Origin of the sequence: Vibrio sp. 1457 (assembly GCF_033340195.1) — a bacterium.
Lineage (GTDB): Bacteria > Pseudomonadota > Gammaproteobacteria > Enterobacterales > Vibrionaceae > Vibrio > Vibrio alginolyticus.
Genome location: NZ_JAWOWA010000005.1, coordinates 263,511 through 282,284 on the forward strand (window position 1 = coordinate 263,511; position 18,774 = coordinate 282,284).

The following is an 18,774-nucleotide window of genomic DNA, read 5'->3' on the forward strand; positions in this document are numbered from 1 at the left end:
GTTAACTACTTATCAAAATTTCCGCCTTGTTCTCAAGCATTTTTCCTACGCTAATTTCGTTCACTTATCTACGGTGATGAGTATTAACTCCTAGGAGAATAAAAATGCAACAACACTACGATTACATCATCGTCGGTGCGGGTTCGGCCGGCTGTGTGTTAGCGGATCGCTTAAGTGAAAGTGGTCAAAATTCGGTCCTATTACTCGAAGCGGGTGGGTCGGATAAAAGTATTTTTATCCAAATGCCAACAGCGCTTTCTTACCCGATGAACACTGAAAAATACGCGTGGCAGTTTGAGACGGTTGAAGAGCAAGGGTTGGATGGTCGCCAACTTCATTGTCCTCGCGGAAAAGTTCTGGGCGGTAGCTCATCTATCAACGGCATGGTTTACGTTCGCGGACACGCTTGTGACTTTGACCAGTGGGAAGAGGAAGGCGCGAAAGGCTGGAATTATCAGTCGTGTTTGCCTTATTTCCGTAAAGCAGAGTCTTGGATTGGTGGTGCTGATGAATATCGGGGCGATCACGGTCCAGTCGGCACATGTAACGGCAACGATATGAAGCTCAATCCACTGTACCAAGCTTTTATTGATGCAGGCAAAGAAGCGGGCTACCCAGAAACAAAAGATTACAACGGTTATCAGCAAGAGGGCTTTGGCCCAATGCATATGACCGTCGACAAAGGCGTACGCGCTTCGACCTCTAATGCATACTTAAGCCGCGCTAAAAAACGCAAAAACTTCACCCTAATGAAGAGGGTGACGGTTCATCGAGTTTTATTAGAAGAAACTGGTGCAGAAGGTAAGAAAGCGGTAGGCGTTGAATTTGAAAAGTCAGGTTCAATTCAGCAATGTTTTGCGAATAATGAAGTGATTTCGAGTGCGGGTTCGGTTGGCTCCGTTCAGCTGTTGCAGCTTTCAGGCATTGGCCCTAAGGCAGTATTAGAAAAAGCGGGCATTGAGGTGAAACACTCGTTGGAAGGGGTAGGTAAAAACCTGCAAGATCACTTAGAAGTGTACTTCCAATATCACTGTAAGCAACCTATCACGCTCAACAGCAAATTAGGCTTGGTGAGCAAGGGCTTGATTGGCACTGAGTGGATATTAACTCGCAAAGGCCTTGGTGCGACTAACCACTTTGAATCGTGTGCGTTTATCCGCTCTCGTGAAGGACTAAAGTGGCCAAATATTCAATATCACTTCTTGCCAGCGGCAATGCGCTATGACGGGCAAGCTGCTTTTGATGGTCATGGTTTCCAAGTGCACGTCGGACCTAACAAGCCAGAAAGTCGCGGGTCGGTCGAAGTTGTCTCTGCGAATCCGAATGATAAGCCGAAGATTGAGTTTAACTACATTTCCACTGAACAAGATAAGCAGGATTGGCGTGATTGTATTCGCCTTACTCGCGAGATCCTCAATCAGCCAGCCATGGATGAGTTTCGTGGGGACGAGATCCAACCCGGTCTGAACATCACAACGGATGAACAGATTGATGAATGGGTGAAGCAAAACGTCGAGAGTGCTTACCATCCATCTTGTACCTGCAAAATGGGCGCAGATAATGACCCATTAGCCGTCTTAAATGAGCGATGCCAAGTACGCGGTATTCAAGGCTTGCGTGTGGTGGACTCTTCTATTTTCCCAACCATTCCGAACGGTAATTTAAATGCGCCAACGATTATGGTGGCAGAACGCGCCGCGGATATGATTTTGGATAACGCCCTAGAAACGTCGAACAACGTACCAGTTTGGATTGCACCGGACTGGCAAGAGATGCAACGAATGCATCCGCCAAAAAGAGATCTCGATTCGATCTCATAAAATGAAAAAGTCAGTAATCATTACAAGGAATTCAACATGTCTAAGATGACAAAAATCTTCTCAACAATTGCACTAAGTACTTTAGCAACAGGCGCTTACGCCAACCAATGTGAAACGGTTCGTTTCGCAGATGTAGGTTGGACTGACATCACTGCGACCACTGCCGTTACATCAGAGTTACTTAAAGGGTTGGGGTACAAAACGAAGACTGATCTTCTGTCTGTGCCTGTAACTTACTCCTCTATGGCTAATGGCGATATCGACATTTTCTTAGGTAACTGGATGCCAACGATGGAAGGTGATATCGCGAAATACCGTGATGCAGGTACTGTTGAAACCGTACGCGCGAACCTCGTTGGCGCAAAGTACACGCTAGCTGTTCCAAAATACGTTTATGACGCAGGCGTAACCAACTTCGCTGACCTAGTAAAACATGCCGACAAATTTAAAGACCGCATTTACGGCATTGAACCAGGAAACGATGGCAACCGCTTAATTCAGTCAATGATTGATAGCAACGCATTCGGCCTAAAAGATTTCAGCCTAGTTGAGTCCAGTGAAGCTGGCATGGTGTCTCAAGTATCACGTGCCGCACGCCGCAATCAATGGATTGTGTACCTAGGTTGGGCGCCGCACCCAATGAATAGTAACGTTGAAATGGAATATCTAGCGGGTGGCGATGACTTCTTCGGTCCTAACTACGGCGGCGCGAACGTCTACACAAACGTACGTAAAAATTACCTCGCTGAGTGTCCAAATGTAGGTCAGCTAGTGAAAAATCTAGAGTTTAACCTAGAAATGGAAAATGAACTGATGGAAGCGATTCTTAACCAGAAACAAAAGCCATCAAAAGCAGCGCAAGCATGGTTGAATGCAAACCAAGAGCAAATTGAAGCGTGGCTAGAGGGCGTGAAAACGGTAGATGGCCAAGATGCGCTAACAGCTATTACAAACTACTTAAAAACAAACGCTTAATAAGCAGTATTTGAGCTCGTTTTTTTAAAGAAAGTGGGCAGAATTTTGCCCGCTTCATTAACACAAAGGTTTTATTTTGAATTTTATTACGGACAACAAACTACCGTTGGGCCAATGGATGGAAACTGGCGTCGATTGGTTAACCATCAATGCATCGGGTTTTTTCGATGCAATCTCTATTACACTTGAAACGATCATTCTTTTCGTGGTGGACATTTTTAAATGGATGCCACCTGCAGCGCCAATCATTATGACGGCGGCAATTGCTTGGTTCTTACATCGCAGCATTCCTCTTGTCGTATTTATCGTGTTGGCCTTACTCGCAATTCTCAACCTTGGTTACTGGCAAGAAATGCTGGAAACCTTTGTCCTTGTGTTTGCAGCGACAACGATTTCCGTATTAATTGGCGTGCCGTTGGGCATTATGGCGGCGCACCGTCCTTGGTTATACACCTTGTTGCGGCCAATACTCGATTTGATGCAGACCGTACCGACATTCGTTTACCTAATTCCAACCTTGGTTCTGTTTGGCTTAGGTATTGTCCCTGGTCTAATCTCGACCATCATTTTCGCTATCGCTGCGCCAATTCGATTGACGTACCTCGGCATTATTAAAGTGCCGGAGGAGCTACTTGAAGCGGGTAAAGCATTTGGTGCCAGCCGCATGAAGCTACTGTTTAAGGTGGAGTTACCTGCGGCATTGCCAAGTATTATGGCTGGCGTTACGCAGTGCATTATGTTGTCTTTGTCTATGGTGGTCATTGCGGCGCTTGTTGGTGCTGATGGACTTGGTAAACCAGTCGTACGCGCACTGAATACGGTAAACATCTCGCAAGGTTTTGAAGCTGGTTTAGCGATTGTACTCGTTGCCATCATTCTTGATCGCTTGTGTAAAGCACCAAACCAGAAGGAGGCATAATCATGGACGCTATTACTATTAAAAATCTTGATGTCGTTTTTGGTCAGCAACAAGCACAGGCGCTAGCACTACTAGATCAAGGGAAGTCTCGACAAGAAATCATTGATGAAACTGGCCAAGTGGTTGGGGTTGATAATGTTTCGCTGAACGTGAAACAGGGTGAGATCTGTGTCTTGATGGGGCTTTCAGGCTCGGGTAAATCAAGTTTGCTGCGAACGGTTAACGGATTGAACGATATTTCTCGTGGCTCTCTGAAAATTAAAGATGGCGACGATATGGTTGAGCTCTCTAACTGTGACGAACAGAAACTGCGCCACCTTCGTACGCACCGCGTGTCCATGGTGTTTCAGAAGTTTGCATTGATGCCTTGGTTAACGGTGTTAGACAATGTAGCGTTTGGTCTAGAGATGCAAGGCATTGGTAAAGCAGAGCGTCGTAAAAAGGCGCGTGAACAGCTCGAAATGGTCGGTTTATCTGAGTGGGAAACCAAATTCCCGCACGAGCTTTCTGGTGGTATGCAGCAGCGTGTTGGCCTAGCGCGAGCGTTTGCGATGGACACAGATATCTTGTTAATGGATGAACCGTTTTCAGCACTTGATCCATTGATTCGTGCTCAGCTTCAAGATGAATTGATTCTGCTTCAAGAAAAGCTAAACAAAACCATTCTTTTTGTAAGTCACGACTTGGATGAGGCGCTTAAAATCGGCAACAACATCGCCATTATGGAATCAGGAAAGCTGATTCAACATGGCAAGCCAGAACAGATCATTCTTGCTCCAGAAAACGATTATGTGGCGGACTTTGTTGCTCACACTAATCCATTAAATGTGCTGAAGGGACGTTCCTTAATGCGTGACGATTTGGTTCGCGAAGATACGCGTGTTCTGATTTGCCCTGATAAAGATATTTGGGTGATACAAGAGAGCAAGGGGTTAAGTTTAGCGGATAAAGATAAATCGTTGATTCAATGGAAGAGCGATTCTTCGAACCTTGACGAAGTTAATGAAAACTCTCTGGTTCAGGTTAGTCCAGAAATCAGTATGCGAGAAGCGATTGAACTTAAACAGCGTAGCAATCAGCCTCTGCTTATGGTTGAAGATAATAAGCTGGTTGGTGTGTTAAGCGACAATGAGCTTTACGATGCATTGCTTGGTAATTTTAAGTCAGAGCAAGTTGCGTAAAGTTGACGCAGAACCAAGTAAAAAAGAGCCGCATTAATGTGCGGCTCTTTTTAGTTTAAACAATGATTTAAGTCGCTAAGCTAAGACAATGGTCGACTATAGAGTCGTAATTACGTCATCCATTGCAAGGCGCGCTTTTGGAAGACCATGATTGTAATCTTCCCCATCTTTATGGTAGCCAATCGCCAGCGCAACTTCACAAATATGGCCCTCGAGCTCTTCTTTAAACTCTTCTCCAATCAGAGCCGGATCGACACCTTCCATCGGTGTTGAATCAATGCCTAGTCGTGCCAATGTGTGTAGTAGGTTGCCTAGTGCCAAATAGACTTGTGCTTTTGTCCAGTTTCCGTTGAAGCCATTTTCGTCCGTATTTGCATCGGCAAAAGCGTAAGCACCCATAAAGTTGTTGTACATCTCCGCTGGCAAGTGGCCAGATGTTACTTCTGCATCCACACGTTTCGCAAATTTCTCTTTAGTAAATTTAGGATCGTAAGCAAACAGAATCGTATGTGATGCGGCTTTCGCGTGTGGTTGGTTAAACTGGTGCATATTTGCAAACGTATTGTGGAAACGTTGCTTCGCTTCATCACTTTCAATAACGATGAATTTCCATGGTTGTGAGTTGATAGAAGACGCCGACAAACGCAGTGCTTCTTTGATTATCGCCATGTCTTCTTGAGAAACGCGCTTGGTTTCATCATATTTTTTTGCAGTGTAACGGTTATTTAGATCGGTAATGATTTGATGGGACACGTTTATATCCTCTTTATGTGATGACAGATGAGGATGCACTAGCATCGACAACCATGCGTACCTCGAATATGGGTTCATGATAATGGATATTTTTTCATTGATAAGAGGGTGTTTATTTAAATCACTTTTTACTTTTTGTTGAAAATCGATGTGAGTTGATCGATTTGAAACTTAAAAGTCCTTATTTGGAAGCTTTTATTTGATATTAAATTAAACTCATATTGAGGCGTAGGGGAAAGCAACATGAACGTGATTGAAGTTTTTAATGATAGCTATGAACGTTGTACTTCAGATCAGGAGTTTTTCGACTTGTTCTACAAAAATTTATGGTCGAAAAGCGCCAACTTTAGACAGAAGTTTGACGGTATAGACATGCACCAACAAGTGAGAATGCTTAGAGGGTCTATCGTATTTTTTATGATGGCAGATACCTCGACCGAAGCGCACAAAATGGTGGAAAAGTATGGGAAAAAGCATGCAAGTGCCGAAATTGGTATAGAGCCGCAGGATTTTGATGTTTGGCTTGAGAGTTTGTTAGAAACGGTTCGACAGTGTGATTCCGGGTACGATACCGATGTTGAAACCGCTTGGCGAACATGCTTTAAAACGGGCTTAGAAGTAATGAAACAAGAGTGTGATAAAGAAGATGGGCACATCCTTAAAGCGAGTTCCAAATAAGGAAGTAACGTGAGTGGTCGTTACTTCCTAGGGTCAGAACCTTACTTATCTTGTGTCTCTTTATTCTTTTTCACCGCTTCGGCGATATCACTGACAGCTTCGACAAGATTGATCGGCATTGGAAAAATAATAGTGGATGTTTTGTCTGTAGTGATTTCAGTGAGTGTCTGCATGTAACGTAATTGCAGTGCATTCGGTGCTTCGTTGAGCATTTGCGCTGCTTCTTTTAATTTATTTGAAGCCTCTAACTCACCAGTAGCGTGAATGATCTTCGCCCTACGGTTACGTTCTGCTTCTGCCTGACGGGCTAGGGCTCTGACCATGCTGTCATTTAAATCAACATGTTTGACTTCAACCGTAGCAATCTTGATTCCCCAGTCATCAGTCTGTTGATCGAGAATGGATTGTAAATCCTTATTGAGGCGTTCTCGCTCTGATAGCAATTCATCGAGTTCATGCTGACCCAATACCGAGCGCAGCGTGGTTTGTGCTAACTGACTGGTGGCATCGCTGTAGCTTTCAATATTGTTAATCGCCATTTGAGGATCGACTACGCGAAAATAAACGACCGCGTTGACGCGCACAGAAACGTTATCTTTGGTAATTAAATCTTGTGTCGGCACATCCAAAACGACAGTACGTAAATCAACCCTCACCATTTGCTGAATAAATGGGATAAGGATGATCAAACCAGGTCCTTTGACTTCTTGAAATCGACCAAGAAAGAACACAACCCCACGTTCGTATTCTCTCAAAACCTTGAACATTTGGGTCGCTAGTGCGAACAGCAGCACCACGATCACCGCAACGGTATAGAGCATCATAAAGCGCCTCCTATTTATTTTGGCGGTCATCAGGCATCACAGTTAAGGTCAGCCCTTTAACATTAACAATGGTGACGTGATCACCTTGTTTGAATTGTTGATGGTCTTTGGCTTTAGCTCGCCATAACGCACCGTTGAGTTGAACGCGTCCTTCGCCATCGATAAAGTCATCGCTTACCACGGCGACCTTCCCAGGGTAAGTCTCTAAACCCGTCGTTACACGCCGGCGACGAATTTTGAGCAGCAGGCCGACGGTCAGCACGATTAGAGCCACGGAAAATATGGCAATACCAAAAATCAAAGGAAGGGCGATCTGGAATCCTGGTAACTCACTGTCCATGAGAAATATCGAACCGAGTACAAAGGCGACAACGCCGCCTAAGCCCAAAATACCAAAGCTCGGGCTGAATGCTTCCGCTATCATTAGTGCAATACCGAGTAACAGCAGACCAAGACCTGCGTAGTTGACGGGCATCATTTGTAGTGCGTACATGGCAAGAAGCAGACAAATCCCACCTAGCACACCGGGTAAGCCAATTCCTGGGTTGTAAAATTCAAGAAGTAAACCGTAGATGCCGATGAGCATTAGAATGTAGGCAACGTTTGGATTGGTTATAACGGCTAGCATTTCTGCTCGCCAATCGGGTGTTCTTTCAATCCATACGGGATTTTCCAGTGACAATGTCACATCACGATTGTTAACTTTAACAGTTTGTCCATCAATGGCTTTGACTAAATCCTCTGGTGAGTTGGCTATATAATCAATAACGTTTAATTCCAATGCCTCTGTGGCGTCCAAACTCGCTGCTTCGCTCACTGCTTTCTCTGCCCACTCTGCATTTCGGCCATGAAGCTTTGCTAAGCCTTTAATATAGGCTCTAGCATCATTAATCACCTTTTTCTCCATTGCGGTTTTCGCGGGAACTTTCTCTGAACCTTCGTTGGTTCCTTCTGACGTTTCTTCCGCGTTTTGATCTTTGCCATCATCCGATGAAGGGGGCTGAGGGGCACCACCTAACGCGACGGGCGTTGCCGCGCCAAGGTTGGTGGCTTCAGCCATGGCGGCAACGTGGCTGGCGAGTAAAATGTATGTCCCTGCGCTAGCCGCTCTAGATCCTGACGGGCCAACCCAAGTCGCAATTGGAGTGGAGGAGGTGGTAATCGCGTGAATAATATCTCGCATTGCGCTATCTAAGCCGCCTGGTGTGTCCATCTCTAAGATCACTAAACTGACACCGTTTAGTTGAGCTTCTTCTATTTCACGAGATAAATAGTCGCTAGTAGCAGGCCCTATAGCGCCTTTGACAGGAACAATCCAAACAGTATTCGCCAGTGCTTGACTGGCCATCAAGAGTAAAGGTAAGAACCATATCCATAGTCGTTTCATGCAGTCCTCCTTGTGTGGTCACAGGGACTTTTTGAAATCCTAATTCAAGTATATCCAAATAACTTAGAGATGCTTGAGTATAGGTTCTAATGAATAAGCTGCCGAGGCTAATTAGGAGACTACTTTTTTATATATAAACGCTGTGTGAGATAGTAAACTAAAGCAAATTATTGGTAATTGTGATGTTTATGTTTATTGTTCAGCGTTTGATTAAGTTGGCCGTTATCTGTGCCGTTTTCTTTACTATTTTCGATCTGATCTCCTATGGAGAGGTGACTTGGTTTCAACGGTTTTTGGCTTTTCTACACTAAACTCAGATTTCAATACGTTAGCTACTCATAAGGCGATAGGTTTCTTCCTATTCGCCTTATTACTCCCTCTTCAACCAAAGCCTTAAACAAAGCAATACTTAACTCGTTTTTTCAACTTCCTGTCGGTGGAAAAAACGCCAAAATGCAACTAAATTCATATCAATGACAAGTTTAAGGTATGTAGTTGATGAGGCAATTCAGCGCAATCGCACTAGCTGTTGTAACACTCATTTTGAGCCAAACAACAACCGCAAGAAACGCGAAGATGTTAGGTGATATCTCCCTAGTTCAGCCCATACAGGGTGATCCTAATGTGGATATTAAGCTAGCGAGAATTGGCTGGCATCTCTTCCGCGATCCTCAATTATCGTCAAATGGTAATGTCAGCTGCGCGACATGCCACAATCTGCAAACCAATGGCGCTGAAAATACACCAGTCTCTACGGGGGTGAAAGGTGATGGAATTAGAAATTCTATAACAGTGTTTAATGCGGCGTTAAATTATCGTTTTTTATGGGATGGAACGGAAAACACCTTGATGGCTCAGATTGATGGTCCAATCCATAATCCAATGGAAATGGACTCAAACTGGCAAACAATAGAGCAATATGTAAAAGAGAGTGAACATTATCAAGCGCTATTTAGTCGTGACGATGAATTGCCGATTAACGTTCATAATATCAAGTCCGCTATTGTGGAGTTTGTTGAAGGGCTGCAGACGCCTGGCGCACCATTCGATGCTTACTTATTGGGTTACACGCATGTACTGAGTGAACAGCAAATCAGAGGTTGGAAAACATTTCAGACTTCAGGTTGTGTGCAGTGTCATCAGGGCAAAAATATCGGCGGAGCGATGATCCAAAGGTTCGCCTATTTCAAGGATAAGCCAGTAGTAGAGGACTCGGGCCGGCAACTCGTTACGATAGAAGATGAAGAGCGATTCTATTTTAGAGTAGCCAGTTTACGCAATGTCGCGCTAACGAGTCCTTATTTTCATAATGGGCAAGTCGATAAGTTATCCGACGCGATACAAATCATGGCTAAAACCCAGCTCGGTATAACGATGAACGATGAGAATGTCGCGGACATTGAAGCATTCTTGCAGTCGTTGACAGCACCTAGACCCATAATTTTAGAGGTGTTGGAAAATGAATAAATTCAAACTGATCAACTTTTGCTTTTTTATTGGGATACTGACGTGCTGCACACTGGCGTATATGTCGTATATGAATTCAAAAAACGCTCAAGAATTTCATGCAGGGCTAATGAATATCGGACATGAGTTGATTGAAGAGCGTGATGTTATCGTGAACCGATATGCCGTTGAAGATAGGAAAAACTATGAGTTAACAACATCTTTAGTAGAGATAGAAATCGCAGCACAGGCACTGTTGGAATCATCAAAGGCATCAGTTTGGTTTCCCGTGACACCCAATCGTATAAAAGTTAGGGATACGCTTGAACAGTTTAAGGAGCGAGTGCTTCAAACAACGTTGAAGCTTGATATGTTAATTGGTGTTCAGGTAGAAAATCGGTATGCATTACTCATGTTGTTCAATTTATATCAGCAAGAGGTTTCTACCGAGAGCGGTCAATCATTGGGTGGCAGTCGTTATTTTGAATTTCTCAACCAGTTGCTTCTAACACAAACTGAAGTTGAGAGTGAAAAAGAAGCGAACTTCCTTAAACGGCTTCAAACGAGTGATAAAAGAATTGAATTGCTGACGAATGAACTGCTTGATCACACTTATATTGAGTTTGTCGAAAGCTCAGAGCATCGGTTACTCAATATTGCTCAAAGTGAGGCGCGTTTTACGTGGTTGTTTGTATTTATCGCGGTGATGTTTCTAGTTAGCGCGTTTGTTTATCAGTCACATCACCGAATGCATAACTTAAAACAGTTGAATCTTGAAATTGAAGAGGCGAGAAACAAAGCCGAGCGAGCGGCAAAAGCGAAATCAAATTTTCTTGCTGCAATGAGTCACGAACTAAGAACGCCGATGAATGGCGTACTAGGGCTTTCTCAAATGATTGCAGAAGAGACCAAAGAGCCGACGACGAAAGAGCACATTAGGGTTATTCTTGACTCTGGCCAGCATCTGATGACTATCCTCAACGATATTTTGGATTTTTCTAAAGTTGAAGAAAACAAACTGGAATTTGAGCAAGCTAAGTTTAAGCTCGATCAAGTGCTTTCTCCGGTGTGTAGCGCAATAAAACCACTTGTTGATGAAAAAAATATCGAGCTAATCTTGGAAAACGAGGTTTCTGAATATACTGAATTTACTGGGGATTGTGCGCGTTTACGACAGATCTTATTTAATCTCGCCGGTAACGCGGTGAAGTTTACCAATGAAGGGCATGTGCTGGTTAGAACCGAGTTAGATGAATCGAATCAGTTGTTGGTCATGCGCGTGAACGACACCGGTATTGGTATTGCGCCAGACAAGCACGAGCATATTTTTAACTCGTTTGAGCAAGCAGACTCATCAACGACTCGAAGGTTCGGCGGAACAGGGCTTGGGTTAGCCATCGTCAAAAAACTAACCGATTTGATGGGTGGCCATATTACTCTGAAGAGTATAGAAGGCGTTGGAAGTCAATTTATCGTTGAGTTGCCGATTCCTTGGGTAGAATCTGCTCCGAAAAAGCAGCAAGAAGCACCGAAACCTCGCGCAAAATCACACCATTTAAAGATACTACTTGCTGATGATAATCGTGTGAATGCCATTGTGGCAAAAGGGTTTTGCGAAAAGCTCGGGCATGAAGTGGATGTTGCAGAAAATGGATTAATCGCGGTTAAAAAGGCGAAAGAGAACGAGTACGACCTGATCTTGATGGACAACCATATGCCCGAGATGAATGGCGTTGAGGCGACACGCGTTATCCGACAAGAGTTAGGTATTAAGACATTACTCTTTGCGTACACGGCAGACGTATTTCGTGAAGCTCACGATAGCTTTATTGAAGCAGGAGCAGACCATGTGCTGACAAAACCGCTACAGCATGAGAGCTTTTCAGACGCTCTCAAACAGTTTGCCGCCAGACTCGAGCCGAAACAGAATCCGCCACTAACGAGTGACAGCAATGTGCTTCAATTGCAACGTAAGCCAATCGAGAACTTAAGGTTAACAGAGGAAGAACTCTCCCGTTCAGGCATGTTTACTTCTTTACGAGATGAGCCAGAAGCGCTCGACGAGTTGCTAAAAAGCATTATTGTCGATTTTGAGACTTCTGTTGATGAACTTATTGAATACTTTATGGCTGAAGACTTTGCTTCATTAGAGCTGACGTTGCACAAAACGAAAGGGATGGCACTGAACCTAAGTTTACCTATTTTGGCGAGCCAAACGGAGGCCCTGGAAACTCAACTTAAAGCCAACCAAAGTCCCGAGATTGAGCAGTTGCAGATGCTGATCAATCGGTTACAGGTCAACATCCATCAGTCTCATAGACTTTTGGATGATATCCAGAAGAACAATGCCGATCCTCAACAGATTTTATAGTCCCTGTGAGTGCGATGCTTTCCTTAACTCATTTTGTTGTGGTTTACTGTGGCAAGGACGGATAGTGTTGATTCGTCGTCGGAAAATCAGGGAGTTAGAATGAGTAAGCATTCCGCTTTAATCAAATGGCATCGTAAAGCTGGCGAAGAGTTTAGTGATAATAAGTATAGTCGGGCACACATTTGGCAATTTGATGGAGGGGTGCAAGTCCCAGCATCTCCATCTCCCCACGTAGTACCATTACCACTATCCGTAGAAGAAAACGTTGATCCAGAAGAAGCGTTTGTCGCGGCACTTTCTAGTTGTCATATGCTCGTTTTCCTGTCTATTGCAGCAAAGCGACGTTATGTTGTGGACAGTTACTTCGATGAAGCGGTAGGGGAGCTTGAAAAAGGCGAAACGGAAAAGAGTGTGTATCAAAGGTAACGTTAAACCCTAAGATAACATTTTCAGGTGAAAAACAACCGACACCATCTCAATTAGAAAAACTGCACCACATGGCCCATGAGAATTGCTTTATCGCCAACTCCGTTAAAACAGAAGTGACAACGCTTATTGCGAATTAAGTGGAGCTCTTTATCAAAAAGCGCGGCCTATTGCGGAGTTATATTAAGCCAGCAGTCATCCTGCTGGCTCGTTCATCTAGACGACACCTTGCTCAATCATTGCATCAGCGACTTTTCTAAAGCCTGCAATGTTGGCGCCTAAAACTAAATTTCCAGGTTGGCCAAACTCTTTACTGGTTTCGTTTGCATTGATGAAAATATTTTTCATGATGGTTTGCAACTGACTATCCACTTGTTCAAACGTCCAGTTTTGCATGCTCGCGTTTTGCGCCATTTCAAGTTGACTGGTTGCAACGCCGCCTGCATTGGCTGCTTTGGCAGGCCCATAAGCTATGTCTGAGTCCACGATAATATTGGCAGCATCACGGGTGGTTGGCATGTTCGCCCCTTCACTAATCAAAATACATCCGTTTTCGATAAGAGCCAGTGCGTCGTCTGACGTTAATTCATTTTGAGTCGCACAAGGGAAGGCAGCATCAGCCTGATATCGCCAAACAGCATGTCCTTCATTAGGATAGTTGCTCTCTGGTGTGTATTCTGCTTCAGGGTAAGTTTCTAAATATTCTTCTAAGCTTGCTCTTTTCACTTCTTTCAGTTGTTTGAGGAGCTTAAGATCAATACCGTGCTCATGATAAATCGTACCTCGAGAGTCGCTGCATGTAACCGGCGTTGCTCCCATATGGTACAGTTTTTCAATGGCGTAGATAGCCACGTTGCCAGCACCAGAAACGAGGCAAGTTTTCCCTTTCAATGAATCGTTGCGGTCGTTGAGCATGCATTCTGCAAAATAGACGGCGCCATATCCTGTCGCTTCTTTTCTGGCGAGTGAGCCACCCCAAAGAAGACTCTTGCCTGTAAGCACACCTTCGTAGCGCCCCGTCAATCGTTTGTATTGACCAAACATATAGCCAATTTCGCGCGCCCCGACGCCGATATCGCCTGCGGGAACATCGGTGGCAGGACCGATATGACGGTACAACTCGTTCATAAATGATTGGCAAAATCGCATGATCTCGCCGTCGGATTTTCCTTTAGGATCGAAGTTTGAACCGCCTTTGCCGCCACCGATAGGAAGGCCAGTCAGTGCGTTTTTAAAGATTTGCTCAAAGCCGAGAAATTTTATGATGCTCGCATTGACTGAGTGATGGAATCTCAATCCTCCTTTGTACGGCCCCAAAGCAGAGTTGAATTCAACTCGATAACCTTTGTTTACTTGTACATTTCCAGCATCATCAACCCAAGGAACTCGAAACATGATTTGACGTTCTGGCTCGACGATCCTCTGGATAATCGCTTGTTCCTTATATTTATTATTGCCTTCTATTACCGGCGCGAGAGAAGTTAATACTTCTTCTACCGCTTGGTAAAATTCTTTTTGCGCAGGGCTACTGTGTTGCAACGCAACAATAGTATCGTGTATGTATGACATAGATTTCTTCCTTGATGTGAATAAGCAATCAGTTTATATGAATGTATTTCCATTAAATAGTGATTTTGACCAAGATTCAATGGTTGTAGTGGTCTTTCCTGCGGATGAGAATGTGCAGCTTCTAACCCAGGCTGTGTTGGTTGAGATAGGTAGGGCTAGCTAAGTAAGCGGGTGGTTGAGTGATCAGTTTCACATATAACAAGCAGAAATCACTTTAGTCGATGTTGTTGTGCAGTTACGCAAATTGTTTATGTTAACGTCATGTTAAAGTTTGTGTGTGTGATAACTTGTGAAAAGACAACTATATGGATGAGCTTAAGGTTCTGAACTCGTTTATTCAGCAGAATGGCCTACCAGCGTTTGGCCACCTTGATGGAATTCCAACATCGTTACAGCTAGATAAATTTACCTACCTCGATGAGATGGATAAGCCGGTATCTAAGTGGCGCCGTTACCGCGATTATAAGCAGTTTCAGTTCGTCAATTTGGTCACACCTAATTACGTCATTGGAGTAGCGATTGCTGATATACGGTATTTAGCATCCGGCTTTTGCTACCTGTTTGATATTAAAAAGAATAAGTTGATTGAGCAACAATGGTTGAAACCTTTTAATATAGGTTATCAAACTCAGCCTTCCAGTTGGTGCAGTCTTGCCCATCTTGCTAACAAAAGAGTTCAGTTTTCTATTAAGGATGGTATTTGGCACGTCCACTTTGTGACAGAGTCAGTCAATGCGGATCTCTATTTACGTCCAGAAAATATGAGTTTGCCATTAATGTTGTGTACGCCAACAGGTTATGCGGGTTGGACATATACTCAGAAGCACAATGCGTTAGCAGTAGACGGTAACTTGTTCATATTAGGAAAAGAGCAAGATCTTTCAGAGGTGGCTGCTGGTTACGATTTTTCCGCTGGGTACATGCGGCGAGAAACAAGTTGGCGCTGGGCGAGTATCAATTGCTTTGAGGATGACAGGCGTCTGGGGTTGAACTTGGCAGCTGGCGTTAATGAAACTGGCTATTGCGAAAATGTATTGTGGATTAATGGTCAGCGTCACTTTTTGCAACCTGTGCAGTTTCAGTTTTCACGAAGTGATGAAGGGCAAAAGTGGCATATTACGTCTGAAGATAAACGAGTTAACTTACAGTTCACGCCTTTGAATCGACGCTCAGAGAAGAAAAATTTTTGGCTTCTCAAAAGTAACTTTCGTCAGTACATCGGTTATTTCTCTGGCTATATTATCGATGGAAATGGCATCAAACATCAGTTAGAAGAAGTTATGGGTCTTACTGAAGATCACTATGCAAAATGGTAGAAACACAATGGATTGGACGCAGTTGATGGACCGCCCAGAATTACTTCTGATGATTCTGGCTCCAGTTTTCTTTTTCTGCATGCTTGCCGAATATTGGTTCGGACAAAGAAGGGTACGCTTGCCTGAAAGCGCGACGTATTACTTCCCTGAAGTAGCGTGTAATTTTGTTCTTGCGGGCTTACACCAAGCGACAGACATACTCACGGGTTTACTGATTGCTCAGTTGTATTTGTGGTGGTTTGATTGGCGTTTGTTTGATATCGAAATGAGCGTCTCAGCTTTTCTTTTACTTGTTGTCCTGCAAGATTTTTTCTATTACTGGTTTCATCGGGCTAGCCATCGTATTCGTTGGATGTGGGCCGCGCACGTTGTTCATCACAGTTCGGAAAGAATGAACTTCAGTACCGCCTTTCGTCAAAGTTTAATGTATCCGCTAGCGGGGATGTGGATTTTTTGGTTGCCCTTGGTGATTATTGGTTTTGAGCCAAAATGGGTTGTCTTCGTTGTGTTGTTTAATCTGGGCTTACAGTTTTTTGTTCACACCCAATCAATTCGTTCGCTCGGGCCACTAGAGTGGGTATTTAACACGCCGTCTCATCATCGCGTTCATCATGGTGTGAACCGTCAGTACATCGACAAAAATTATGCGGGTGTATTAATTATTTGGGATCGAATGTTCGGAACGTTTGAACCAGAGGTGGAAACGGTTCGGTATGGGGTTTCTAAACCTGTAAACAGCTTTAATCCCATCCGCGTGACGTTTGCAGAATGGAAAGACATGTTTTATGACGTAACTCGACCAAACTTATCATGGAAACAACGCTGCCGCCGTTTGTTCGCTCCGCCATCGGATTTTTATGAGTAAATTTAGATAAAGAGATTGGAGCGGGCAGCGGGAATCGAACCCGCATCATCAGCTTGGAAGGCTGAGGTAATAGCCATTATACGATGCCCGCGCATCGATAGGACTCAGTTAATATGCCACACTGGACGAAAAAGAAAAGTCTTTTCTCATCAAATGTTTGTCAGTTGCCTAAAAAAGTAGCGGACTGATGTTAAAGTGTTCATTGTCTCTGGTTTTTTGTGGCACTCGCGATTCCGCTACTAAGCCTAGGGGCTTCCAATTAGGTCGTAAACACCGAATTCTTAGGTGTTTAGATGTTGATGATATTCAAGATTTTCTGTGTAAAGGTTAATCTCGTTTATTGAACAGTCACGTTTCATGGTCAAGACTAGATATTGAAATGATTACTTTTTACTGTTGATGCGTATGTATAACACAGGGTAATTCTGCTGAAACAGTCAGCTTAACCAAAGGAGATTTAACATGATGAGAGGTTTGATATTAGGGCTGGTGGTGATGCTGGTATCTGCTTGTACTACCGTTACAACCGATGTAGATAAACAAGCCGACTTTTCAGCTTACAGAACGTTTGACTTCGGTGCTCAGGCGGAAGCTCCTACCAGTATTGATGGTCGACGTATTGAGCAAGGGCTTGCTGAACAGCTTGAGAGTAAGGGTTTAATTAAGGTAAATAGTGGCGGTGACCTTTACGTACATCATGATATCGTAGAAGAATCCGAGCTTGTTTCTTCAGGATCGTCGGTGAGCTTTGGCTATGGCTGGAATAGCTTTGGTGTGATCACTTCAAGCCCAGAAAGATATAAAGAACGTAAGTATGGGAAGTTGGTGGTTGAACTGGTTGATGCAAAGGCTAATCAAGTCGTTTGGAAAGGCGTTTCAAGTCGTAAACTGTCTGAGTCAATGAGCTCTGAGAAAAGAGAATCTCTCATCCAAGAAGAAATCGCGAAGATGTTTGAAAGCTACCCTTACGGTGAAAAATAATTAGTATTCTTAACGATTAAGAATACTAATTGCCAATAGTTACGCACAGGGTTAAAAGAACTTATTATTTTGGTTTTGGTTACCTTTGTGCGTACGACCCTGATTGCTTTACTCGGACTACTTTTCTGCTTGTTGGCTCCGAGCATGAGCCTGCCGTACTCACACCCAAATTTTCTTTCCTTTCATAACCAGAATATTGCTGTTGACGCTAAGTCGAAGCACTTTTCAGAACATCCTATCTCTCCAGTACAACAAGACTATCCGAGTTTAAACAGCCGGAATAGATTGAGGGTTAGCCATGCTAAGGAAATGAGCTCGAACGACGATGTAGAGCCCGAATGGTTTGAAATGCTTGATGTAGCATGGTGGGCGCATCGTTCGGCAATTTACTCGATGAAGCGGCTAAAACGCATCGGCAATGAGGCTTTAGGTTGTTGTATTGAAAGTATTTTTACTCACTTTAAATACAGAATCGGCGTGAGAAAAGAATCGAATTTCATATACCGCTTTATACATGCTCGCTAACTCATTCCATGTTTTTGCAACTTTTGGTTAATTATGCTTAGGAGCGGTTTATGTTTGATTCGATAATTCAGGTCTTGAGTGCCTTTTGGCATCAAGATTTCACGGCGTTAATGGCGCCAGGCAGTGCAGGTTTAGTTTATTTTGTTGTTGCTGTGATTATTTTTTTGGAAAGTGGTTTTATTCCTGCTGCACCTTTCCCATGCGACAGTGTCGTCGTATTATCCGGTACGCTGGCGGCGGTTGGCGTCCTTGACCCAATTATGATCATGTTGGTGATAGCTGTTAGTGCGGGATTGGGAAGTTGGGCGGCTTATTTACAAGGCAAGTGGCTAAATCGCTTACCTAAGGTCCAAGGTTGGGTGAGCGCGGTTCCTCAAAAGCGTTTGGAACAAGTCGACGTATTACTCAGTAAACATGGATTGGTTGCGCTTTTGTGCGCGCGGTTTATTCCGGTTGTTCGTTCCCTATTGCCATTAATGATGGGGTTGCGAGTGAAACGTATTAGTAAATTCCATTACTTTGCGTGGCTGAGTGCGATTTTATGGACGCTGATATTATGCGGTTTTGGTTCATTACTTCCTTTGCTACCGGAAAATATGAGCAAAGCAATCACAATGCTATTAATGGCGGCACCAATAATTACTCTTGTGATTGGAGTGCTTAGTTTCTTGTTTGTTAAAGCACGTCGAGCGTTCTGTAAACCCAAGGATGTGTCTGAGTTTTCTCAGTAAGTTTACT

16 protein-coding genes, 1 tRNA gene and 1 pseudogene are annotated in these 18,774 nt (G+C 43.8%); 13 read left to right on the plus strand and 5 right to left on the minus strand.

All coding sequences use genetic code 11. The features are described 5' to 3' along the window. Positions 1 to 104 precede the first annotated feature (104 nt). The 4 genes from betA to choV all read left to right on the plus strand — a co-directional run bounded on the left by betA (position 105) and on the right by choV (position 4,895). Positions 105 to 1,820, plus strand: coding sequence for a choline dehydrogenase (gene betA, locus R7Z41_RS07875; protein WP_005373209.1), 1,716 nt, complete (start codon positions 105 to 107; stop codon positions 1,818 to 1,820). Between the two features lie 36 nt (positions 1,821 to 1,856). After that, positions 1,857 to 2,795 carry a choline ABC transporter substrate-binding protein gene (locus tag R7Z41_RS07880; RefSeq protein ID WP_005382646.1) on the plus strand — a complete coding sequence of 313 codons (939 nt, stop codon included), beginning with the start codon at positions 1,857 to 1,859 and terminating at the stop codon, positions 2,793 to 2,795. A gap of 76 nt (positions 2,796 to 2,871) precedes the next feature. Then, positions 2,872 to 3,714, plus strand: coding sequence for a choline ABC transporter permease subunit (gene choW / locus R7Z41_RS07885; protein ID WP_005392552.1), 843 nt, complete (start codon positions 2,872 to 2,874; stop codon positions 3,712 to 3,714). A 2-nt stretch (positions 3,715 to 3,716) separates the two neighbouring features. Further along, positions 3,717 to 4,895 (plus strand): choline ABC transporter ATP-binding protein, encoded by a 1,179-nt coding sequence (choV, locus tag R7Z41_RS07890; protein WP_042523602.1) that lies wholly within the window; start codon positions 3,717 to 3,719, stop codon positions 4,893 to 4,895. A gap of 96 nt (positions 4,896 to 4,991) precedes the next feature. On the opposite strand, the gene R7Z41_RS07895 is transcribed toward choV, so the two are convergent. Next, positions 4,992 to 5,648 carry an NAD(P)H-dependent oxidoreductase gene (locus tag R7Z41_RS07895; protein ID WP_042523604.1) on the minus strand — a complete coding sequence of 219 codons (657 nt, stop codon included), beginning with the start codon at positions 5,646 to 5,648 and terminating at the stop codon, positions 4,992 to 4,994. 243 nt (positions 5,649 to 5,891) lie between these two features. Between R7Z41_RS07895 and R7Z41_RS07900 the strand changes: the two genes are divergently transcribed. Continuing rightward, on the plus strand, positions 5,892 to 6,326 hold the full coding sequence (locus R7Z41_RS07900; protein ID WP_053349193.1) for a globin: 435 nt from the start codon (positions 5,892 to 5,894) through the stop codon (positions 6,324 to 6,326). Between the two features lie 41 nt (positions 6,327 to 6,367). Here R7Z41_RS07900 and R7Z41_RS07905 read toward each other — a convergent pair whose 3' ends face one another. Both R7Z41_RS07905 and R7Z41_RS07910 read right to left on the minus strand, forming a co-directional pair. After that, positions 6,368 to 7,150 (minus strand): slipin family protein, encoded by a 783-nt coding sequence (locus tag R7Z41_RS07905; RefSeq protein WP_005373196.1) that lies wholly within the window; start codon positions 7,148 to 7,150, stop codon positions 6,368 to 6,370. Between the two features lie 10 nt (positions 7,151 to 7,160). After that, positions 7,161 to 8,537, minus strand: coding sequence for an NfeD family protein (locus R7Z41_RS07910; protein ID WP_005382635.1), 1,377 nt, complete (start codon positions 8,535 to 8,537; stop codon positions 7,161 to 7,163). A gap of 498 nt (positions 8,538 to 9,035) precedes the next feature. Here R7Z41_RS07910 and R7Z41_RS07915 point away from each other — a divergent pair, with 498 nt between their 5' ends. The 3 genes and pseudogenes from R7Z41_RS07915 (at position 9,036) to R7Z41_RS07925 (ending at position 12,920) form a co-directional block, all read left to right on the plus strand. After that, on the plus strand, positions 9,036 to 10,004 hold the full coding sequence (locus tag R7Z41_RS07915; RefSeq protein ID WP_005373180.1) for a cytochrome-c peroxidase: 969 nt from the start codon (positions 9,036 to 9,038) through the stop codon (positions 10,002 to 10,004). Beyond that, positions 9,997 to 12,354 (plus strand): ATP-binding protein, encoded by a 2,358-nt coding sequence (locus R7Z41_RS07920; protein ID WP_064376635.1) that lies wholly within the window; start codon positions 9,997 to 9,999, stop codon positions 12,352 to 12,354. Before R7Z41_RS07915 ends, R7Z41_RS07920 begins: the two co-directional genes overlap by 8 nt. Positions 12,355 to 12,453: 99 nt before the next feature. Next, positions 12,454 to 12,920 (plus strand): annotated as a pseudogene (locus R7Z41_RS07925) (OsmC family protein). A 76-nt stretch (positions 12,921 to 12,996) separates the two neighbouring features. Here the strand turns inward: R7Z41_RS07925 and gdhA are convergent. Then, positions 12,997 to 14,349, minus strand: coding sequence for an NADP-specific glutamate dehydrogenase (gene gdhA, locus R7Z41_RS07930; RefSeq protein WP_064376633.1), 1,353 nt, complete (start codon positions 14,347 to 14,349; stop codon positions 12,997 to 12,999). A gap of 305 nt (positions 14,350 to 14,654) precedes the next feature. Here gdhA and R7Z41_RS07935 point away from each other — a divergent pair, with 305 nt between their 5' ends. Continuing rightward, entirely contained in the window at positions 14,655 to 15,665 is a 1,011-nt protein-coding gene (locus R7Z41_RS07935; protein WP_033906458.1) for a DUF2804 domain-containing protein, read from the plus strand. A gap of 7 nt (positions 15,666 to 15,672) precedes the next feature. Further along, complete coding sequence (locus R7Z41_RS07940; protein WP_171344895.1) at positions 15,673 to 16,530, plus strand: sterol desaturase family protein; 858 nt, start codon at positions 15,673 to 15,675, stop codon at positions 16,528 to 16,530. Between the two features lie 16 nt (positions 16,531 to 16,546). Here R7Z41_RS07940 and R7Z41_RS07945 read toward each other — a convergent pair. Next, positions 16,547 to 16,621, minus strand: a tRNA-Gly gene (locus tag R7Z41_RS07945). Positions 16,622 to 16,992: 371 nt separating this feature from the next. On the opposite strand from R7Z41_RS07945, the gene R7Z41_RS07950 reads away from it, so the two are divergent. The 3 genes from R7Z41_RS07950 (at position 16,993) to R7Z41_RS07960 (ending at position 18,767) form a co-directional block, all read left to right on the plus strand. Next, entirely contained in the window at positions 16,993 to 17,511 is a 519-nt protein-coding gene (locus tag R7Z41_RS07950) for a DUF4136 domain-containing protein (RefSeq protein WP_005373165.1), read from the plus strand. Between the two features lie 144 nt (positions 17,512 to 17,655). Beyond that, entirely contained in the window at positions 17,656 to 18,036 is a 381-nt protein-coding gene (locus R7Z41_RS07955; RefSeq protein ID WP_225478221.1) for a hypothetical protein, read from the plus strand. Positions 18,037 to 18,086: 50 nt separating this feature from the next. Beyond that, complete coding sequence (locus tag R7Z41_RS07960) at positions 18,087 to 18,767, plus strand: DedA family protein (protein WP_115386592.1); 681 nt, start codon at positions 18,087 to 18,089, stop codon at positions 18,765 to 18,767. Positions 18,768 to 18,774: the final 7 nt, after the last annotated feature.

Bases quoted from the DNA above. Each gene is read 5' to 3' on its own strand.
- R7Z41_RS07960 (WP_115386592.1), top strand. From the start codon at position 18,087: ATGTTTGATTCGATAATTCAGGTCTTGAGTGCCTTTTGGCATCAAGAT.
- betA (WP_005373209.1), top strand. From the start codon at position 105: ATGCAACAACACTACGATTACATCATCGTCGGTGCGGGTTCGGCCGGC.
- R7Z41_RS07940 (WP_171344895.1), top strand. From the start codon at position 15,673: ATGGATTGGACGCAGTTGATGGACCGCCCAGAATTACTTCTGATGATT.
- R7Z41_RS07915 (WP_005373180.1), top strand. From the start codon at position 9,036: ATGAGGCAATTCAGCGCAATCGCACTAGCTGTTGTAACACTCATTTTG.
- gdhA (WP_064376633.1), bottom strand. From the start codon at position 14,349: ATGTCATACATACACGATACTATTGTTGCGTTGCAACACAGTAGCCCT.
- R7Z41_RS07905 (WP_005373196.1), bottom strand. From the start codon at position 7,150: ATGATGCTCTATACCGTTGCGGTGATCGTGGTGCTGCTGTTCGCACTA.
- choV (WP_042523602.1), top strand. From the start codon at position 3,717: ATGGACGCTATTACTATTAAAAATCTTGATGTCGTTTTTGGTCAGCAA.
- R7Z41_RS07935 (WP_033906458.1), top strand. From the start codon at position 14,655: ATGGATGAGCTTAAGGTTCTGAACTCGTTTATTCAGCAGAATGGCCTA.
- R7Z41_RS07900 (WP_053349193.1), top strand. From the start codon at position 5,892: ATGAACGTGATTGAAGTTTTTAATGATAGCTATGAACGTTGTACTTCA.
- R7Z41_RS07920 (WP_064376635.1), top strand. From the start codon at position 9,997: ATGAATAAATTCAAACTGATCAACTTTTGCTTTTTTATTGGGATACTG.
- R7Z41_RS07955 (WP_225478221.1), top strand. From the start codon at position 17,656: ATGAGCCTGCCGTACTCACACCCAAATTTTCTTTCCTTTCATAACCAG.
- R7Z41_RS07950 (WP_005373165.1), top strand. From the start codon at position 16,993: ATGATGAGAGGTTTGATATTAGGGCTGGTGGTGATGCTGGTATCTGCT.
- R7Z41_RS07880 (WP_005382646.1), top strand. From the start codon at position 1,857: ATGTCTAAGATGACAAAAATCTTCTCAACAATTGCACTAAGTACTTTA.
- R7Z41_RS07910 (WP_005382635.1), bottom strand. From the start codon at position 8,537: ATGAAACGACTATGGATATGGTTCTTACCTTTACTCTTGATGGCCAGT.